We start from the raw sequence: 18,508 nt of genomic DNA, 5'->3' as shown, positions 1-18,508 counted from the left end.
AGGGAGGCGGGCCTTGATGATTTTGCTTCAGACACGCTCCACGGCGACCAGCTCGTTGGTGTAAAAAGCAATATGGTCCTTGATGCGCTCAACGTCCTGGAATGGCGTCTCGTAGCTCCATCCGGCGTTCTGGATGGTTTGGCTTTTGGTCACGATCGAAAAATAGGTCGCGTCTCCCTTGTGTGGGCAGTGCGAGGTGTGATCGCTGTCATCCAAAAAGGCCATCGCGATGTCGCTGCGCGGAAAATAGATCACTGGGTCATAGTCGCCCTCACTGAGTTCCAATGCATTGCTGCTTTCGCCGATAACGGCGCCACCGGCGCGGACTGTCCAGTTTCCCGGCGCTTTGCGAATGGTAATTAGAGTTCCCATGGTCGTTCCTTTGATGTGTCGCGCCGCTATATCGTTACAACATAACAGTTTGGTGAAAATCAAGTGTAATTGTAGGCGCAGTTACAGTGGTTCTGTGGCACGCTCCAACCATTGCAGGGTGTCCTTTGTGACCTTGTCGCGCAAAACGTCGCGGCACGTCGCGTGATATCTGTCGATCCAGTCAACTTCGGCTCTGGTGAGCATGTGTTGCACAATCAGCGTCCGGTCAATCGGGACAAAGGTCAAAGTCTGGAACTGTAGCATTGTCCGATGCGCGTCTGACCCGGCGAGAGGCGAGGCTTTCTCGACCACCAAGAGGTTTTCAATGCGAATTCCAAAAGCACCCGGACGGTAGTATCCCGGCTCGTTGGACAAGATCATCCCGGGTTCGAGCGGGATGTCTCCGGCGCGCGACAGGCGTTGCGGCCCTTCATGCACACAAAGATAAGCACCGACGCCATGGCCGAGGCCGTGATCAAAATCCTGACCCGCTTGCCACAAAGGCGCGCGCCCCATGGCCTCGATGTGTGATCCGGCGAGTCCGGCAGGCCATCGCAAAGCGGACACCGCGATCATGCCTTGCAGAACGCGGGTAAAGGCTTCGCGCGCATCTTGTGCGATGTCGCCGACTGCAAGAGTGCGTGTGATGTCGGTGGTGCCGTCGCGATACTGCCCACCGCTGTCTAAAACGATGAGATCACCGTTTTGCAGTTGACGATTGCTGTCTTCGGTGACGCGGTAGTGCATGATCGCCCCGTTTGGGCCCGCGCCCGCTATGGTGTCAAAGCTGATCTCCAGAAGGGCGTTGGTTGCGCGGCGGCTTTCTTCGAGTTTTGTTACCAGGTCGATTTCGGTTAATGCCGTTTTGTCTTGTCCGTCAAACCAGCTCAGAAAATTTACAACGGCTGCGCCATCTCGGAGGTGAGCGTCCTGCATTCCTTTGATTTCAGTGATATTTTTACGTGCCTTTGGCAATGCACAGGGCGCGACATCAAATACGGTTGCGATGTTGGCGTTGGCCAAACTTTCTTGCACCGCAAAGGGCACGCTGTCTTTGTCCAGGCGGACTGGGGCGGTGGCGTCGCTTAGGGCCGTGGTCAATGTGGTCCAAAAGCTCTCTTGGGCATGAAGCGTCACGTCAGGCCCCAAATGGGAGGTCAGGTGCTGGACCTTGCCCGGTCCCATCCAGAGATCAACCTTCCCATCGGCGTGAAGCGCGGCAAAGCCCTGTGCAAGCGGGTTGCGTGCAATGTCGGATCCGCGAATGTTCAATAACCAGCAGATTTCGTCGGGAAGGGTGATCACGGCGGCGCTGTGTCCTGCGTCGGCCAACGCATTGCCAAGGCGTGCACGTTTGTCGGCACTGCTTTCCCCGGCAAAGTCCAAAGGCTGCGCCACAACAGGATTGGAGGGCGCGTCCGGGCGGTTCTCCCAAATCTGATCTACCAGATTGTTGCAGGGCTCCAGCGTAACATTGGTGTCTTTAAGAGCCGTCTTGAGAGCGCTGATCTGGCCGGCAGTGTAGAGACGCGCATCAAACCCGACGTGGCCATTTGTGAGGTGTTGCGCAATCCAAGGCCCTGGCAAAACCTCGGGCCAGTCGACCGGAATGAAACACTCCGCGACTTGCTCTTTGACTTGCGTGCGGTACCGTCCGTCAACAAAAACACCCGCAACGTCGGGCAGAACCACACAAAAGCCAGCAGAGCCGGTAAAGCCCGTGAGCCAGGCCAGACGCTCGTCGCAGGCCGCGACGTATTCGCCTTGATGTGCATCCGCGCGCGGGATCAGGAAGCCGTCGATCTTGGCATCTGCCATTGCAGTCCGCAGCTTTGCCAAACGCGCCGGTCCCTGCTCGGGCCTGGCGGTGACTTTAAAGTCCTGAAACATTCGGCGTCGCTCCTGTGGTATGTCCGATGCGGATATCTCAGATATCAGACCGCGGCCTCAATTCGTGGTTGATGGACGCAGCTTTTTTGAGTGTCCATCAGCCACGGTAGAATAGCGCTGTGACCGTGGCAGTGACCACCCCTTTTGCGCGCCAAAGGCGCGCCGGGCCCAAGCGCTTAGCGCGCGGGAGCACATCGTCTGGCAAAAATCCGCGTTAGCCGCGTTTGGGGCCATCCATCACAATGCACGTGGTGGATCCGGTTGCGTAAAGGCGTCCATCATCGCTCCCGCGGATTTCTCCGATTGCAACGCCCGTCGATCGACCGCTGTGTTGCACTGTGCCGACCGCGTGCACTGTAGTGCCCACAGGGATGGAGCGAATGATATTCACCTTGTATTCTAGCGTGGTATAGATTTGCCCGGCCTTCAGAGTGGTTTGCACCGCACAGGCCATACAGCTGTCCAGGATCGTGCCGTACCAGCCGCCATGAACGGTGCCGAGCGGGTTCATGGTGCGAAATTCCGGTGTGCCTTCGAAGGTGACGGTGCCTTCCTCGGCCACGATGGGCCGGAACCCAAGAGCTTGCCCAATGGGCGGGCCAGCAATGTGGCCGTCAATGATGTCACGCATGAATTCTAGACCTGACTTGGACAAAACACTGTCCAAAGTCGCAAGATCTTGCGGACCTTGAGCATAGTGGTGTCGTGACATGAAAAGACCTCCCGCGTTTTTTGCAGGAGGCCGGATTTTTTCAGGGCCCGCAAGGCGCAGATGCGCGCGTTACGCCACGTTTTCCAATCGCACTTGCGGTGTAACACCAAGTGCGTGACAGACATCCCGCGTCAATTCGGGCCGGTTGAGTGTGTAAAAGTGCAGCGCGTCGACGCCCTCATCCAGAAGGTCCGAGCAAAGTTCGGTGCAAACTGCCGTTGCTAGCAAGTCCTCACGGTCGTCGCGGGTTGCTTTTTCAAACGCGTCTTCTAACCAAGTTGGCACCGTGGTGCCGCAGCGGCGCGCGAAATTGCGTACGCCTTTCCAGTTTTCGATCGGTAAAATGCCGGGGACGATTGGCGCCGTGATGCCCGCTTTGGCACAGGCATCGCGGAACCGCAGAAACCCTTCGGCCTCAAAGAAGAACTGGGTTAGCGCTTCGTCTGCGCCAGCGTCAAGTTTGCGTTTCAGCCAGTCGATGTCGGCCTGCATGTCCGTCGCCTCGGGGTGTTTTTCGGGGTAAGCGCCGACGCGGATCGTGAAATCGCCAGTCCCGGACAGGGCTTCAATCAATTCAACGGAGTTGGCAAATCCCTCGGGGTGTGGCTGAAATCCGTCGCTGCCTTTTGGAGGATCACCCCGCAAAGCGACAATCTCGTTCACGCCAGCATCGGCAAAATCACGCGCGATCTGTAACGTCTCGGCTTTGGATGCGTTCACGCAGGTCAAATGCGCCGCGACGTTCAGGCCGGACGATTTGTGCAACGTCGCCACCGCATCGCGGGTCAAATCGCGGGTCGTGCCGCCAGCGCCATAAGTGACGGAGACAAACCGTGGATCAAGTGGGGCCAGTGCCTGCACGGTGTCCCAAAGCCGAAAGGACGCTTCCAGAGACTGCGGCGGAAAGAATTCAAATGAAACTTGAGGCGTGGTCATGGTTTTCGGTCCTTAACTTGCGGTTGTCCTCAAGTCTCATACGTGGCAATGATATGCAAATTCATAATCCTCAAGAAAGTCATGAGCTTTATATGAAGATGCACATTGAGTTTCGTCATTTACGCACAGTGCGTGCCATTCATGAATGTGGCGGGTTGGCGCGGGCAGCTGAGCGGCTCAACATCACGCAGTCGGCTTTGTCCCATCAGGTCAAAGGGCTCGAAGAGCAGGCGGGGCTGGAATTGTTTGTGCGTCGCTCAAAGCCGATGACATTGTCGGCGGCGGGGTTGCGGTTGTTGCGTCTGGCCAATCAGGTTTTGCCCGAAGTTGAAAAGCTGGAGGCGGAATTTAACGGACTACGGGATGGCCGTTCAGGGCGGTTGCATATCGCAATTGAATGCCATGCTTGCTTTGAGTGGTTGTTCCCGGTGTTGGAGCAGTTCCGCAAGGATTGGCCGGATGTTGATGTGGATATTCGTCCTGGGCTTGCTTTTGATGCGATGCCTGCTTTGCAAAAGGAAGAGGTCGATCTTGTCGTAAGTTCGGACCCTGAGAACCTTGCGGGGATCTCTTTTTCGCACCTGTTTGACTATGCCCCGGTGTTTGTGGCCGCAGCTCAGCATCCTTTGGCGCAGAAAAAGTGGATTGATGCCGAGGACTTTCGTGGCGAAACGTTGATCACGTATCCTGTGGAACGTGCACGTTTGGACGTTTTCTCCCAACTTTTGTCTCCGGCGAAGGTGGAACCGGCGGCGGTACGTCAGGCCGAATTGACAGCTGTGATCTTGTTACTTGTGGCGTCAAATCGTGGGGTTTCGGTGTTGCCGGACTGGGTTGTTCGTGAAGTGAAATACTCATCAGATTACGTGACCAGACCACTTACAAAACAGGGGCTTACCCGACAGCTTTATGCCGCGACCCGCGATGATGATTTGGCCAAACCGTACATGCAGGATTTGATTCGACTGGCCGGCGCCGAAGCCCGACGCCTGCAGAACGCTTAACTCTTTTTTGACGCCTAAATGGTAAATCTCCCCCTGACGATGGCTCTGCCTCTAAGGCAAAAGGGGCCTGTTCTGTTCTAGCTATGGGGGCAAGGGGTGGACTGACATTTGACCGGCTGTCACCGGTCTGCATGTCCGTGCCTTTGTTTGGGTAATATGCCAACAACCTTTAATGTTATTTCCATTGGCCAGCTGGCTGATATCGACACCATCGAAGGCAACAACACTGCTGAAAATGCCAATGCCCTTGTGGGCCTGACATTTGGCAGCGAAGGTGACGCGTTGGTCAATGATTTTGTGGAACTCAGTCCGGTTGGTGATCCCGGTTCGGCCTACAACATGGACAATTCGCCAAGCGAACAATTCAGCATTGATGGCGGGCCTGCGCAAACGTTTGATGCGACGTCGGTATACAACGCAACCATTACCTACATCGATGGCAGCACGGCGACTTTTACGGCTGTAGTGATGCAGGACGTGAATGGAAACACCTATATCGCGCCCGAATTTTCCAACAACGCGGATCAGGCTATGCTTGAAGCCGAGGCAATTCGGTCCATCAGTTTCGACAGTTTGCTGGGCAACCGGTACAGCGGCACAACGGCCAACCGCGAGGAATGGGATTTTGTGCCTTGCTTCACGGCAGGCACAGACATTGTCACTCAAAAAGGGCTGTGCAAGGTCGAAGACCTAAAGCCCGGAGATCGCGTGCTGACTATGGACCACGGCTATCAAGTCTTGCGGTGGGTTGGGCTGCGTCGGGTCGTCGCGCGCGGGGCACTGGCGCCAGTGCAATTCGATGTGGGGTCGATTGGCAACGATGAGAGCCTGCGCGTGTCCCCCCAGCATCGCATGCTGGTGACCGGATGGCGTGCTGAAATGAATTTCGGAGAGCGCGAAGTGCTTGTTCCAGCCATAGGCATGATCAACGGCGACACAATTCGTCAGGTCGAAGGCACGCACGTGACCTATGTACACGTGATGTTTGACAGCCATGAGATTATCTATGGCGCAGGCGTTCCCAGCGAAAGCTTTATGCCCGGTGAAATCGGCCTCACCGCGTTGGGCCAAAATGTGCGGGACGAGATCTTTGCCATTTTCCCCGAGCTAAAGGATGAGGGTGTGGCCGCCTATGGCAGTGATGCCCGTCCAAGCCTGCGGACAGGCGAAGGGGCGCTTTTGAGCCTCTAAATCTTTGAAGGGGTGTGGGCGTTTTTTGCGATTGAAAGCGCGTTTTCGCAAAATCGAAGCGTCAGTGGACCAACCGGCACCGCAAGCCATGCGGTGCCGTTTTTAGTCGCAACTCGTAAATCTAGATCAGTTTCACGAGCTGTTTGCCTTTGTTGCGTCCATTAAGCAAACCACGGAATGCTTCGGGCGCGTTTTCCAGCCCGTCCGCAATGTCTTCGACGAAGGCAAGTTTTCCTTGCGCCAACATTGGCCCGACATCGCGCAGGAAATCTGGATAGCTGTCGAAGTGGTTTGAGATGATGAAGCCGTTCACGGACAGGAAATTCACAAGAATGGATCGCCACATGCGGGGTCCTGTGAGCGCTTCGGCGGACGCTTCGGCGCCAAGAGCGCCAGCATTGTACCACGCGATCATGCCACAGAGCGGAATCCGGCCATGCGGGTTCATCATGGGCAAAACCGCATCCAGAATTTTGCCGCCAACGTTCTCAAAATAGATGTCGATGCCCTTTGGACATTCAGCCTTAAGTGCCCTGCGCAAATCGCTGGCGGTTTCAAAGGCATAATGGTCAATACAGGCGTCAAACCCTAAGGTCTCAACGGCCATTTTGCATTTCTCGGGACCACCTGCGATGCCGACAACGCGCAACCCGCGCGCTTTGGCTACCTGACCAACCATTGACCCGACTGGTCCGGTTGCAGCCGCCACCACCAGCGTTTCACCTTCTTTGGGTTTGCCGTATTCCATCAGGCCGAACCAGCCAGTGAATCCGGGCATGCCGAGAACGCCAAGCGCGGTTGTGATTGGTGCAAGTTTGGGGTCGAGTTTGCGCATCTCGGCGCCTTTGCCCACGCCATGCGTCGCCCATCCCAGCATTCCAAACACAAAGTCACCGGGCGCAAAGCCCGGATGCTTGGACGCGATGACTTCGCCAACTGTGCCGCCTTCCATGGTGCCGCCAATTGGCACGGGAGCCGCGTAGGATTTGGCATCATCCATCCGGCCGCGCATATATGGGTCCAGCGACATGTAATGGTTGCGCACCAAAACTTCGCCGTCGCCAATTTCGGGGATGTCCAGAGTTTCTAGGGTGAAGTTCTCGTCGGTTGGTTCGCCAACTGGGCGGCTTGCCAAGACGATCCGCTGCATTTGTTCAGACATGGGTTGCTCCGTTTTGTTATCTGTCGAAATCTTGCGACCCGTCGGGCTGTGTCGCAAGGGTGGGCATGAAATCGCGCGGTTTGGTGACGCGGCGTTTCGATTGGTGATTGCCAGTGCCGAAATGGCCTTGGCAAAAAGGCAATGGGGGCGTATACGCGCGCTCTTAGCCACAAGGAGCCGTGCCATGCCGGGCAGCGCAAATCTCAACATCATGATGAAGGCCGCCCGCAAAGCGGGCCGTTCGCTGGTCAAAGACTTCCGCGAGGTGGAAAACCTGCAGGTGTCGATGAAAGGTGCGGGCGATTTTGTCAGCCGCGCCGATATCGCGGCCGAGGAGATCCTAAAAGAAGACCTGTTGGGCGCGCGGCCAACCTATGGCTGGCTTGGGGAAGAAGGCGGCGAGCTGCCGGGCAAGGACCCGACACGCCGTTGGATCATTGATCCGCTGGATGGCACCACGAATTTTCTTCACGGTATGCCGCACTGGGCTATTTCGATCGCTCTGGAGCATAAAGGCCAGATCGTGGCTGGCGTGGTTTTTGACGCTGCCAAAGACGAGATGTTTTATGCCGAAAAAGGCGAAGGTGCCTGGCTGAACGACAGTCAGCGCCTGCGTGTGTCGGGCCGTCATAAGATGATTGAGTCGGTGTTTGCGACCGGTCTTCCGTTTGGCACGCGCCCGGGTCTGCCGGAAACGCTTCAGGATCTGGCGCGCGTATTGCCTGCGACCGCTGGCGTGCGCCGTTTTGGCTCCGCTGCTCTGGACTTGGCATATGTGGCCGCCGGACGCTTTGAGGGCTATTGGGAGCGCGGGTTGAATTCCTGGGATCTGGCCGCAGGCATGCTGATCGTGAAAGAGGCCGGTGGTCTGGTGGAACCGATCAATCCGGGTGCAGATATTCTGGAAGACGGCGAGATCCTTTGTGCCAACGAGCAGGTGTTCAGCCAGTTTGAGAAGGTCATCCGCAAAGGGTGATGTAAAGGAGGCGCTGTCGCGGCGCCTCGGCAAGTCGCACTTTCTAATTCAAACTCAAGTGCTGCGGTCTGACGGGTGGTTTACACCGTCGACCCAGCCTATTTGCCCGAGGTCGCGGGGGTTCACGCCCTCGAGCGCGCCCAAATTGACGCCATATTCATTGGGATTTGATCGCCGTTTATGGTGGGTGTAGATGCCGCAGGTTTTACAAAAGTAGTGCTGTGCCGTGTTGGTGTTGAACTGATACAGCGTCAGATTGTCCGCGCCTTTCACAATCTTTAGGCCATCCAACGGCGCGCTTACGGCGGCGGCCCCACGGCGGCGGCAAAAGGAACAGTCGCAGCGACGCGCCGTTTCCAATTCTTGGCTCAGCGTCACGTGCAATTCAACGGCGCCGCAATGGCAGGTCAATTTGTGGCTCATCTCTTCCTCCTGACTGTGGGCACAGTGGACCGGCTTAGGCGGTATTTGGCCTCGGGATGCGGCGGGTGGCCTTCTGTGCGCTGCCAGAAGCCGCTGGCACCACGGCGCAGCCAGAGCGGCAGGCACAAAATAGCCCCAACGACGAAACCGCCCGCATGCGCCCAGTGCGCGACCCCGCCACCGGTGGCATCAGAGGTAATTCCGTTCAGCAATTGCAGGCCAAACCACAGGCCCAGCATGACCCAAGCCGGTACGGTAAAAATGCGGAAAAAGATGATAATGATCAGCAAAATGTCCACCCGTGCTTTGGGGAACAACAGCAAATAGCCACCCATCACGCCCGCTATGGCACCGGACGCTCCCACCATGGGGATGGGACTGGCGGGGTTGGCCGCGATCTGCGCGACCGCGGCACCAACGCCGGACAAAAGGTAGAAACCGAGGAAACCGACATGGCCCATTTCGTCTTCTAGGTTGTCGCCGAAGATCCACAGAAATAACATGTTGCCCGCCAGATGCAGCCACCCGCCGTGAAGGAACATCGAAGTGACAACACCGTGCAACTCGTTGCCCTGCATGACGTCTTTTGGGATCAGGGCCCAGTCGTTAAAGAACGCACTTAACAGCCGCGGGTCACCCATAATCGGCTGATAGGACAGGAAAATAACGATGTTGAGCACCATGAGAGCGTAGACAACAAATGGTGTGCGGCCGGACGGGTTGTGATCGCGAATTGGAAACATGGCTTTAAGCTGCGACGTGGCAGGCGCGAGGTCAACCCGCGCCGCCAAGAAGTGCCGCGTTTCCGCCCGCGGCGGTGGTGTCCACGCAGATGTGCCGTTCAGACAACACACGTGTCGCATCCGGCAGGCTGGTAATGAGTGGGACCAGCGCACCATCACGGGCCGCCAGCGCGATGTCGTAATGGCGCGCGGTGGATTGATCCCCCCAAAAGACCACGCCGCCGATGTCGGTCAACGCGGTCAACGTTTGGGCGTCAGTGACGCCCGTCGCGGCGACGGCGACGCCGCCGAGCGCTTCCACGATACGGGATTGCGCCTGTGTTGCCTCTTCGCCGGGGCCAAGGCACAACAAAGGCGGACGGGCTTCTGTTGTGTGACGGTTTGACTCACCGGTTGGCCCGGGCAAGACGGTGCTGTCGTGTGCTTTGGATCGGATGGCAGCCGTGATGCGGTTTTGCAAATCGGTTTGCGGGGCAGAGGATGGCCAGACCGTCGCGGAGAGGATTGGTGCGGCCTCGGGAGTGGTAAAGCGGGTCAAATAATGCGGACCGCCGGCTTTGGGGCCGGTGCCGGAAAGACCTTCGCCGCCAAAAGGTTGGCTGCCGACAATGGCGCCGATCTGGTTACGGTTCACATAGATATTGCCCGCGCTGAGCCGCTCGGAGACGTATTGGACCCTATCGTCAATTCGGGTCTGGAGACCAAAGGTGAGGCCGTATCCCGTCGCGTTGATGGCGTCGATCACCAAGTCCAGTTCCTGAGACTTGAAAGTCGCAACGTGTAAAACGGGGCCAAAAATCTCTTCTTTCAGATCCGCGATGCTGTCGATTGTGATTAATGTCGGCGCAACAAAGGTTCCGTTTTGCGGAATAGGCAATTGGTACAACAGGCGGCCCTCAGCCTTGGCCTGCGCTATGTGGGTCGCAATGCGTTGCTGCGCGGTGGTGTCAATCACCGGACCGCTGTCTGTCGACAGATCCCATGGATCACCAAGGCGCAATTCTTTCATGGCGCCACACAACATATCCAGCAGCGTTTCGGCGATGTCTTCTTGCACATAGAGGCAGCGAAGCGCGGAGCAGCGTTGCCCAGCGGATTGAAAGGCGCTCTCGATGATGGCTGTGACGGCCTGTTCGGGCAGGGCGGTTGAGTCCACGATCATAGCGTTCAGCCCGCCTGTTTCCGCGATCAACGGCGCGCCAGGGGCAAGGTTTTGCGCCATTGCACGGCGGATGCGGTGTGCTGTGGCTGTGGAGCCAGTGAAGGCGACCCCGTCGACCCGTGCGTCTGAGGTCAGGGCTGCGCCAACGGTGGCGCCATCTCCGGGCAGCAATTGCAATGCAGCCCGCGGCACGCCAGCTTCGTGCAGCAACGATATGGCGAGATGTGCAATCAGGGGCGTTTGGTCGGCGGGTTTCGCCAGAACAGCATTACCGGCGGCCAAGGCCGCTGCGATTTGGCCGGTGAAAATTGCCAGCGGAAAGTTCCAGGGCGATATGCAGGTGAACGTGCCAACAGGGGCCGCGCCAGAGTTGCGGGCGGCGTAGTAGCGTAAGAAGTCAACGGCTTCACGCAGTTCGGCGACGGCATCCATCGGGGTTTTCCCTGCCTCGCGCGCGAGCAAACCGAACAGCGCGCCATAGTTCGCCTCGTAGAGATCCGCGGCGCGGTTCAGAACGGCCGCGCGTTTCTTGGCGGTGGCCTGCCACGGTGTGGCACCGTTCAAGGCGGCTTCGATGTCCTCAGGGCTGGCCTGAGCCACAGAACCGGGTGAGTCCGCCCGGTCAAACGGGTTGTCCACAGCGATTGGAGCGTCGGGATTGGCGGGGGTGACCAATAGCGGGGCAGCGCGGTGTTGCGCGGCGCGATGTGGCGCGCGTGCTGCGTCGAGGTTGTGTAGCGTTGGAATGTCGGTCAGGTCGAAACCCTTGGAATTCGGGCGCTCCGGTAAAAAGAGGTCAGGGCCACGATCCAATTTTGGGGCCGCGTCTGACAGTGCTTCGAATGGGTCCCTGGCAATCGTGGTCTCCGGCACGTCCTCGTCGACAATTTGGTTCACAAAAGAGCTGTTGGCGCCGTTTTCCAACAGACGTCGTACCAGATAAGCCAACAGATCGCGGTGGGCACCAACTGGCGCATAGATGCGGCATCGGGTGGATTCTTGCGTCAAGACGATGTCATGCAGGGCCTCGCCCATTCCGTGCAGGCGTTGGAACTCGAACGCCGAGTTGTCTTCGGTCATATGCAATATCGCCGCCACGGTGTGCGCGTTATGGGTGGCAAATTGCGGATAGATCCGGTCCGTCATCGCCAACAGTTTGCGGGCGTTTGCGATATAGGAGACATCTGTTGTGGGCTTGGTGGTGAAAACCGGAAAACTTTCTAGCCCTTCGACCTGTGCGCGTTTGATTTCCGTGTCCCAATAGGCGCCTTTCACCAGTCGCACCATGATGCGACGGTCCAAACGGGTCGCGAGTTCGTAAAGGTAGTCTAGTGTCGCGCCAGCGCGTTTTCCGTAGGCTTGTACAACAATTCCAAATCCGTCCCATCCCGCCAACGCTGGCTCCGCTAGTACCTCCTCGATCACATCGATCGAGAGTGAGAGCCGGTCGGCCTCTTCTGCGTCGATATTGAGACCCATGCCGGCAGATTTCGCCAACAATGCAAGAGACCGCAAGCGCGGCACCAGTTCGCTCATCACACGGTCTTTTTGAGCGATTTCATAACGCGGATGTAGAGCAGAGAGTTTGACCGAGATCCCGGGGTTGTCACGAATATCGGCGCGGGTGCAGGCGGTGGCGATGGCTGAAATCGCACGCGAATAGGCGAGGTGATATTGCATGGCGTCGGCGTCCGTTTTGGCTGCTTCGCCAAGCATGTCATAGGAATAGCTGTATCCTTTGTTCTCCATGTCTTCAGCGCGCTTCATCGCCGAGTTGATGTTTTCCCCAAGTACAAACTGGCGTCCCATTTCCTTCATCGCGCGGGCAACAGCGGTACGAATGACAGGCTCCCCCAAACGTTTCACCGCGCCGCGCAAGGTGCCAATCAGGCCCCCGTCACCTTCATCCATGACCCGTCCCGTCAGCATCAGGGCCCACGTAGAGGCGTTCACCAAAGATGATGTGGACTGGCCCAAGTGGCGGCCCCAGTCGGAAGGGGCAATCTTGTCTTCAATCAAGGCGTCAATGGTGTCTGCGTCCGGCACGCGCAGCAGCGCCTCTGCGAGGCACATAAGGGCGACGCCTTCGTCTGTGGAGAGGCCGTACTCCGCAAGAAAGACTTCCATCATGCCGGGATTGGTCGTCGCACGGATTTTGCGCACAAGGTCCGCGCCTCGCTCTGAGATGGCTTGTCGATCGGCGGGTGAAAGCATGGCGGTTTGCAACAATGTCTCAATAACCTGCTGCTCGTCGGTATACGTTGTTGTGTCGATCAAGTGACGTGACTGAGACATTGTGTGCTCCCTATTTTTGGGCAGTATAACGCGACATGAGCAGTCGATTTCTCCGAAGTTTCAAGGTATGACAGAATTATTGATAAGAAATTCGGGGAAGTGCAGTGCAAAGTGAACAGAAAGAGTTGGACCGTCTCGACCGCGCGATTCTGAGTGTGTTGGCGCGGGATGGGCGCATTTCGATAACCGATCTGGCACAGGAAATCGGGTTGTCAAAAAGTCCGACACAGTCCCGCCTGCGGCGTTTGGAGGCGTCTGGTGTCATCAAGGGCTACCATGCTTTGCTTGACCCGATCCGGCTGGGGCTGGATCACGTCGCCTTTGTTGAGGTCAAGCTGACAGAAACACGCGAAAAAGCGCTTCAGGCTTTTAATGCCGCCGTTCGAGAGGTGCCCGAGATTGAACAGGCCCATATGATAGCCAGTCATTTCGACTATCTTTTAAAGGTGCGCACCACTTCGATGAACGCGTATCGCACTGTTTTAGGAGAGAAAATCTCGACCTTACCTTTTGTCGCGAGCACCTCGACATACGTTGCAATGCAGGCGGTGAAGGAAACCGGGCTCGCAGAGATGTGACTTTGTCAGTTACCAAGTTCGTGGCAGCCTATCGGAATGAAACACTTGGTTCTGTTCCTCTTTCTCGCGCCGCCTGTCTGGGCGGAAACACAAGGCTGTCCCGTTGCGCCGGATCACACTGGGTCGGTGGCTGAGCTTTTGTTGCGGGTTCAAAAGGCCAAAGATGAAACCAGCGCCAAGATTATTTCCAATGAGTTATGGGAGTTTTACGCGGATGCGCCCGATGCGGCTGCGCAGGAAATCCTGGACCGTGGCATGCGCAAGCGGGCAGCCTGGGATTTGCTGGGCGCACGAGAGGATTTTGACGCTTTGGTTGAGTATTGCCCGGACTACGCAGAGGGCTACAATCAACGGGCGTTTGTGAACTTTTTGCGCAGCGATTTTCAGTCGGCGCTTCCTGATCTGGAAAGGGCAATTGTGTTGTCCCCTCAACATGTTGCAGCCATGTCTGGTCGCGCGCTGACTTTGATTGGTCTGGGGCGGAAAGACGAGGCGCAGGAGGCATTAGCCGAGGCGCTGGCGCTCAATCCTTGGCTGCCGGAGCGCAGTTTGCTGCAAACCCCGGAACCCGATCAGGAACTCTGATTTCCAGACTTTACTCCTTTGCGCGAAACGCTATGGTCGCGCGGTTGGTGGGCCTTGCCCGCCGGAGCCCGCGTGGTGGAATGGTAGACACAGGAGACTTAAAATCTCTAGGCCGAACAGGCCGTGCCGGTTCGAATCCGGCCGCGGGTACCAAGAATTCAAGGTACGCATCGTAATTGCTCAGGCTTCTGGCGCCTCTTTGAATGCATTTCCGTTTTGGGTGGGCCGCAAAGTGTGCGCCTGATTGCCGTGATTTTTTTGCATTTTGGAACCGAGCCCGTCAGCTAGCGGGAAAGAAAAGTCTGCAAGATAGGTCGAACAGACGGCCCAAAAAAACGGCGCAACCGGCCGCGAGAAGAGATTTCTTGCTTGATAAGTGAATTGCGCAACATAAGGGCTTGTTTGGCATCAGAAACCAACTACGAAGTTTCAGAAGAAATGTTGGAAACCGCAACGACCGAGCATTTGGTGTTTCAGCGCCCAATTCCACAGCTTTCAAGAAGGACTTGTGAGGCGTTTGTACGACCAGACTGAAAATATCCCCTCGACTTCTATTCCCCGTGAAATGTTGCGACGTTGTAATGCGTTGTTGTCCGAGGTGCCGAGCTTTCGGCCGCGCTATGAGTTGGCGAAACATGTCATTCGTATTTTCCGCCGGCCCGCATTTTATGAAATGAGCCAGCGGTGCAATCTTTGGTGCGAAGGCTGTTATTACTTTGAAAATGAGGATCGCTTGAAGGTCGCGGTTGAGCGACCACAGCCTGACTGGCAAGATTTTTTTGAGGCCGAAAAAGCCCGTGGCGTGAGCATGGCCTACTTCGTTGGCGCCGAGCCCGCGCTTGAACAACAGCGCCTATTGGCCGCGACCAAGCATCTTAAACACGGGAAAATTGGCACCAACGGGACGATCCGAATTGATCCGGACATCGCCTTTCGGATCGGAATATCGGTTTGGGGGGACGACGAAACCGATACCGACTTGCGTGGTGGTTCAGTGCTGGGCAAAGCAATGCGCAACTATGCCGGCGACGACCGTGCGGTCATGCTGTTTACGCTCTCTCCTTGGAACCTTCACACCGTTCCGGACGTCATGAAAGCGAGCCAAGATCACGGCCTAGCCGTGACGTTCAATCTGTTTTCTCCGACGCAAACATATTTGGAAAAAATCGCACAGGGTCTATCGAGCGACGAGAAGTTCTTTCGCATTGCGCCGGAAAAAGGTGCGCCGTCTTTCACAACGGATGAGCTTGCCCGCGCTTCGGACGTCATGACCTCGGCGATGGAAGATTTCCCCGACATGACACTTTGTACGCCCGCATTTCGTGATTTGATCACCCAACTCGGCCCAATGTTTGACATTGATCCGGAGACAAACATTGCGCGCGATTGCGGCTCGCGCATCCAAGGCGCGCTGAAATATTTCTCCACCAATTTGCAGGCGGAAAACGTGAAGTGTTGTACGCCCAACGTGGATTGCAAAGAGTGCCGCCTTTACAGCGGTGCGTGGTCTTCTCAATTCATCCCTAGCGCACAGTTTCTGCAATCCGCAGAGATGTTCGAACAATGGTTGGACATGATGGAAATGTTGGGCAGGGTTTTCATTTATCCGCTGCCCGATATTTACCAGACACTCGGGTCAGATGCAGAATGACCAACCTGTCCATGAAGCCGGTTCCGGGCCTCCTTCTTGCATCACATGAAATCCCGACTGCGCCGCCCGCACTAAAGGCTATTTTGCAACCAGATCAGTATTGGCCCGCGCGTATCCTTTCAGACGACATCGTCCAAGTTCATGCGCGCGGGAAAAAAGTCGTGCACGTGATGCAACCTGATTTGGCAACGGGTATCTTGGCGGATGACAGCGGGATGTTTGCTAAACACGGTCTCTATCGCAAGATCGCAGGTGGTGAATCAGGTCCGCAAAGCATGATTGCTCTTGAAGGCAAGCAGGCTTGGGCGGCCAAGACGACATTTGGCGCCCTTCTGGCGCAACGGCAATCTTTTAAGCATGTGCCGATGATCCAAGACGTTACGAGGCGATTGTCACGTGAACTTGCCGAAGGTGGTGCCGGGGAAACGAACATATCCGCACTGCTTTCAGCGATCACATTCGAGATCATTTGGCGGGTCATGTTTGATCCTGAGTCAACCGAAGCTCCGCTGCCGGATTTCGTGCGGTCTAACATTGCCGAGATTTTTCAAGCGCGTATGGCCGCCGACCATCTACGGGTGACAGCTCTGATTTCAGACACGGCTGTGCGGTCGCTTGAATTGACAAAGAATTGCCCGCACATGCGCTCGGAATTCATTGCACGAGGCAATGAGACGCTCAGTCCTGATGTGCTGCTGGACAACATCCGTCTGATGCTAAGCGCAGGCCACAAGACAAGTGCGTCGGCTGTCGCATGGACATTGTGGCTTTTGTCGAGGGAGCCGGAAGCCACCGGAAAAGCACGGTCCGAAATCGCAACCACGGACCTGAGCGATCCAAAGTCTTTTGTGCGTCTTGATTACACCATGGCTGCCCTGCGCGAGGCCATGCGCCTCCTGCCACCTGCAGTCATGACAGTGCGCCAAGCCCGCCAACACACGACATTGGGCGCGCTAGACGTTGCGCGCGGCACGCCAGTTATTGTGAACTTTTACGCCATGCACAGGCACCAGAAGCTTTGGTCGGATCCGGACATCTTTCGCCCTTCACGCTTTCTGGTCCCGCAGTCTGAAGAGATAATCACTGGCGCATACCGCCCCTTCAGCGCTGGCGCTCATGTTTGCCTGGGAACAAAGTTCGCAGAACTGGAATCCGTTGTCATATTGTCGGAGATGCTGACCCGCTTCGAGTTCTCGCCCGGCAAAGATGCCCCTAAACCTATTTACTCTTTTACTCTTCATGCGTGGGATGGTGTTCCATTGACCGCGCGCGCCCGCAAGCGGGCAGAAACAACCTGAGGTACACATGCGCCAAAGCTCTGAAAAATACTCAAAGCACTACAATCACATCATTTTTGACGAAGCCATGCGCAAGCTCTACGAGGGCAGCAACTTCTTTAACGTAGGGTATTGGAAAGACGTTCAACCCGTTTCAATTCCTAACCTGAATGCGGCCTGTGAGGCCTTGGTCACGGCGCACATTGACCTCGACGTCGCACGTCAAGATGTGAGCGGCGGGATCCTCGATATAGGCTGCGGTTTGGGCGTTACGAGCAAAATGTTCGCAGATGCCTACCCCAACGCGCGCGTAACCGGCGTGAATTTTTCCGCAGAGCAAGTGGCATTCGCATCTGAACAATATCCCGACCTCAACTTTATCCAGAAAGATGCATCACGGCTGGATTTGCCCTCTGACAGTGTGGAGCGGATTTTTTGCGTTGAAGCTGCGTTTCACTTCAACACCCGGATGGATTTTCTGCGTGAGGCTTTCAGGATTGTGAAAAGTGGGGGCCGCCTGATCTTTAGCGACGTGCTTTACACCCGCAGCATTTATGGAATTCCAAAAGAAAACACCGGTCTGTCTCTTGAAGAATTCATAGACCAAATTCGGGACATCGGTTGGGAAATTGAAACCAACCTCGACATCACGGAGGATACGGGCGCTCCCTATCTTGATCTGCTCTGTGAGTCGGGCTTTGAGCGGGCTGGACGGACCTGGATCAAGCTCCTTGAGCATTATTTGCTGCTTAGCCTGGTTAAACCCTGATAAGACGAAGAAGAGGGTTTGTCATGATCTCGGATAATTCAGAAAACGCCGCTAGAAGCACCAAAGAAGTGACGCCCAGGCGATCTGGCAAGCCAGCCTCTCAACGACAGAGCGACTTCAAGGCCACAAAAACCGAGGTTCTACAGCTCATCCGCGAGGATCGGGCGACGGAAGCCGTCGCTCTTGCCAGTGGCTTTTTGTCTTTCGGCAAAGTCGATAAGCGTTGGAGTCGTTGCCTGCTTTTGTCCAAGGCGCTCGAAGCTGCGGGCAAGCGTGACGCGGCAATTTCGTTGCTTGATGTTCCGGATGCCCCCGTTCACGTTCGGCTCACGCGCGCTGAACTGATGTTTCAAGACTGCCGTGCCGAGGAGGCTCATTCTGTATTGCCAACCAATGCCGAAATCGAGCAAGCGCATCTGCCAGATCCATCGGCGTTGTATCTGCGTCGTGCTAAACTGCTGATCGATACCGACCACATTGAGGACGCCAAAGCCGCTTTGCTCTTGGCAGGCGGTGCGGGCAACCCGGCAAAGCTGGCCAAGCTTTGGCTGACTTTGGCGCAACGCTTCCTCGACAATGGAAATTTTGAAGGCCCCATAGAAGCAATGCATGTGGTTGTCGCATTGCCCGAAACAAATTCGACCTTGATGTTGCGCGCCTTGAACGTTCTTAGCGCGATTGTTTGCCGACACGATCATCCAGCTGCCTTGATTGGGCTCGTCTCAGAATTTGAACGCTATGTGAATGATCACGAAGGTGGCCTTCGGGCGCGCCTAATACTC

At 56.4% G+C, this 18,508-nt stretch carries 17 protein-coding genes and 1 tRNA gene; 9 read left to right on the top strand and 9 right to left on the bottom strand.

Annotated features, from left to right (window positions below; all coding sequences use genetic code 11):
• Nucleotides 1–27: 27 nt before the first annotated feature.
• The 4 genes from SHIM_RS07035 to metF all read right to left on the bottom strand — a co-directional run bounded on the left by SHIM_RS07035 (nucleotide 28) and on the right by metF (nucleotide 3,910).
• Nucleotides 28–372, bottom strand: a complete 345-nt coding sequence (locus tag SHIM_RS07035) for a DUF427 domain-containing protein (protein WP_054001840.1) — start codon at nucleotides 370–372, stop codon at nucleotides 28–30.
• 81 nt (nucleotides 373–453) lie between these two features.
• Complete coding sequence (locus tag SHIM_RS07030) at nucleotides 454–2,262, bottom strand: aminopeptidase P family protein (RefSeq protein WP_054001839.1); 1,809 nt, start codon at nucleotides 2,260–2,262, stop codon at nucleotides 454–456.
• A gap of 214 nt (nucleotides 2,263–2,476) precedes the next feature.
• On the bottom strand, nucleotides 2,477–2,974 hold the full coding sequence (locus SHIM_RS07025; protein ID WP_054001838.1) for a PaaI family thioesterase: 498 nt from the start codon (nucleotides 2,972–2,974) through the stop codon (nucleotides 2,477–2,479).
• Between the two features lie 69 nt (nucleotides 2,975–3,043).
• Nucleotides 3,044–3,910, bottom strand: coding sequence for a methylenetetrahydrofolate reductase [NAD(P)H] (metF, locus tag SHIM_RS07020; protein WP_054001837.1), 867 nt, complete (start codon nucleotides 3,908–3,910; stop codon nucleotides 3,044–3,046).
• 98 nt (nucleotides 3,911–4,008) lie between these two features.
• Between metF and SHIM_RS07015 the strand changes: the two genes are divergently transcribed.
• Both SHIM_RS07015 and SHIM_RS07010 read left to right on the top strand, forming a co-directional pair.
• A complete protein-coding gene (locus SHIM_RS07015) occupies nucleotides 4,009–4,914 on the top strand; it encodes a LysR family transcriptional regulator (RefSeq protein WP_054002033.1) in 906 nt (301 codons plus the stop codon).
• 156 nt (nucleotides 4,915–5,070) lie between these two features.
• Nucleotides 5,071–6,105, top strand: a complete 1,035-nt coding sequence (locus tag SHIM_RS07010) for a Hint domain-containing protein (protein WP_054001836.1) — start codon at nucleotides 5,071–5,073, stop codon at nucleotides 6,103–6,105.
• Nucleotides 6,106–6,226: 121 nt separating this feature from the next.
• Here SHIM_RS07010 and SHIM_RS07005 read toward each other — a convergent pair whose 3' ends face one another.
• Entirely contained in the window at nucleotides 6,227–7,267 is a 1,041-nt protein-coding gene (locus tag SHIM_RS07005) for an NADP-dependent oxidoreductase (RefSeq protein ID WP_054001835.1), read from the bottom strand.
• Nucleotides 7,268–7,451: 184 nt separating this feature from the next.
• Here SHIM_RS07005 and SHIM_RS07000 point away from each other — a divergent pair, with 184 nt between their 5' ends.
• A complete protein-coding gene (locus SHIM_RS07000; protein ID WP_054002032.1) occupies nucleotides 7,452–8,243 on the top strand; it encodes an inositol monophosphatase family protein in 792 nt (263 codons plus the stop codon).
• Between the two features lie 54 nt (nucleotides 8,244–8,297).
• Here SHIM_RS07000 and SHIM_RS06995 read toward each other — a convergent pair whose 3' ends face one another.
• From SHIM_RS06995 to putA, 3 genes are read right to left on the bottom strand one after another with little or no spacing between them, the layout of a single operon-like run.
• On the bottom strand, nucleotides 8,298–8,666 hold the full coding sequence (locus SHIM_RS06995) for a GFA family protein (protein ID WP_054001834.1): 369 nt from the start codon (nucleotides 8,664–8,666) through the stop codon (nucleotides 8,298–8,300).
• Nucleotides 8,663–9,409 (bottom strand): rhomboid family intramembrane serine protease, encoded by a 747-nt coding sequence (locus SHIM_RS06990; RefSeq protein ID WP_054001833.1) that lies wholly within the window; start codon nucleotides 9,407–9,409, stop codon nucleotides 8,663–8,665. The genes SHIM_RS06995 and SHIM_RS06990 overlap by 4 nt, the downstream gene beginning before the upstream one ends.
• Nucleotides 9,410–9,440: 31 nt before the next feature.
• Nucleotides 9,441–12,866, bottom strand: coding sequence for a bifunctional proline dehydrogenase/L-glutamate gamma-semialdehyde dehydrogenase PutA (gene putA, locus SHIM_RS06985; RefSeq protein WP_054001832.1), 3,426 nt, complete (start codon nucleotides 12,864–12,866; stop codon nucleotides 9,441–9,443).
• 104 nt (nucleotides 12,867–12,970) lie between these two features.
• Here putA and SHIM_RS06980 point away from each other — a divergent pair, with 104 nt between their 5' ends.
• The 6 genes from SHIM_RS06980 (at nucleotide 12,971) to SHIM_RS06955 (ending at nucleotide 17,726) form a co-directional block, all read left to right on the top strand.
• Nucleotides 12,971–13,444, top strand: a complete 474-nt coding sequence (locus tag SHIM_RS06980; RefSeq protein ID WP_054001831.1) for an Lrp/AsnC family transcriptional regulator — start codon at nucleotides 12,971–12,973, stop codon at nucleotides 13,442–13,444.
• Nucleotides 13,445–13,480: 36 nt separating this feature from the next.
• A complete protein-coding gene (locus tag SHIM_RS06975) occupies nucleotides 13,481–14,029 on the top strand; it encodes a tetratricopeptide repeat protein (protein ID WP_054001830.1) in 549 nt (182 codons plus the stop codon).
• Nucleotides 14,030–14,095: 66 nt separating this feature from the next.
• Nucleotides 14,096–14,182, top strand: a tRNA-Leu gene (locus tag SHIM_RS06970).
• A gap of 412 nt (nucleotides 14,183–14,594) precedes the next feature.
• Complete coding sequence (locus tag SHIM_RS06965; protein WP_054001829.1) at nucleotides 14,595–15,680, top strand: hypothetical protein; 1,086 nt, start codon at nucleotides 14,595–14,597, stop codon at nucleotides 15,678–15,680.
• Complete coding sequence (locus SHIM_RS06960; protein WP_054001828.1) at nucleotides 15,677–16,978, top strand: cytochrome P450; 1,302 nt, start codon at nucleotides 15,677–15,679, stop codon at nucleotides 16,976–16,978. The genes SHIM_RS06965 and SHIM_RS06960 overlap by 4 nt, the downstream gene beginning before the upstream one ends.
• 67 nt (nucleotides 16,979–17,045) lie before the next feature.
• Complete coding sequence (locus SHIM_RS06955; RefSeq protein ID WP_193749875.1) at nucleotides 17,046–17,726, top strand: class I SAM-dependent methyltransferase; 681 nt, start codon at nucleotides 17,046–17,048, stop codon at nucleotides 17,724–17,726.
• Between the two features lie 140 nt (nucleotides 17,727–17,866).
• Here the strand turns inward: SHIM_RS06955 and SHIM_RS20135 are convergent, their stop codons facing one another.
• The gene (locus SHIM_RS20135) at nucleotides 17,867–18,424 is read right to left on the bottom strand and encodes a hypothetical protein (RefSeq protein ID WP_152926469.1); all 558 of its coding nucleotides are present in this window, start codon (nucleotides 18,422–18,424) and stop codon (nucleotides 17,867–17,869) included.
• Between the last annotated feature and the right edge of the window lie 84 nt (nucleotides 18,425–18,508).

The sequence above is a fragment of the Shimia sp. SK013 genome, from assembly GCF_001292625.1.
In the GTDB taxonomy this organism is placed as follows: domain Bacteria; phylum Pseudomonadota; class Alphaproteobacteria; order Rhodobacterales; family Rhodobacteraceae; genus Shimia.
The sequence above is the reverse complement of the archived record's forward strand: the minus strand, read 5'-3'. Positions and strand labels throughout refer to the sequence as shown.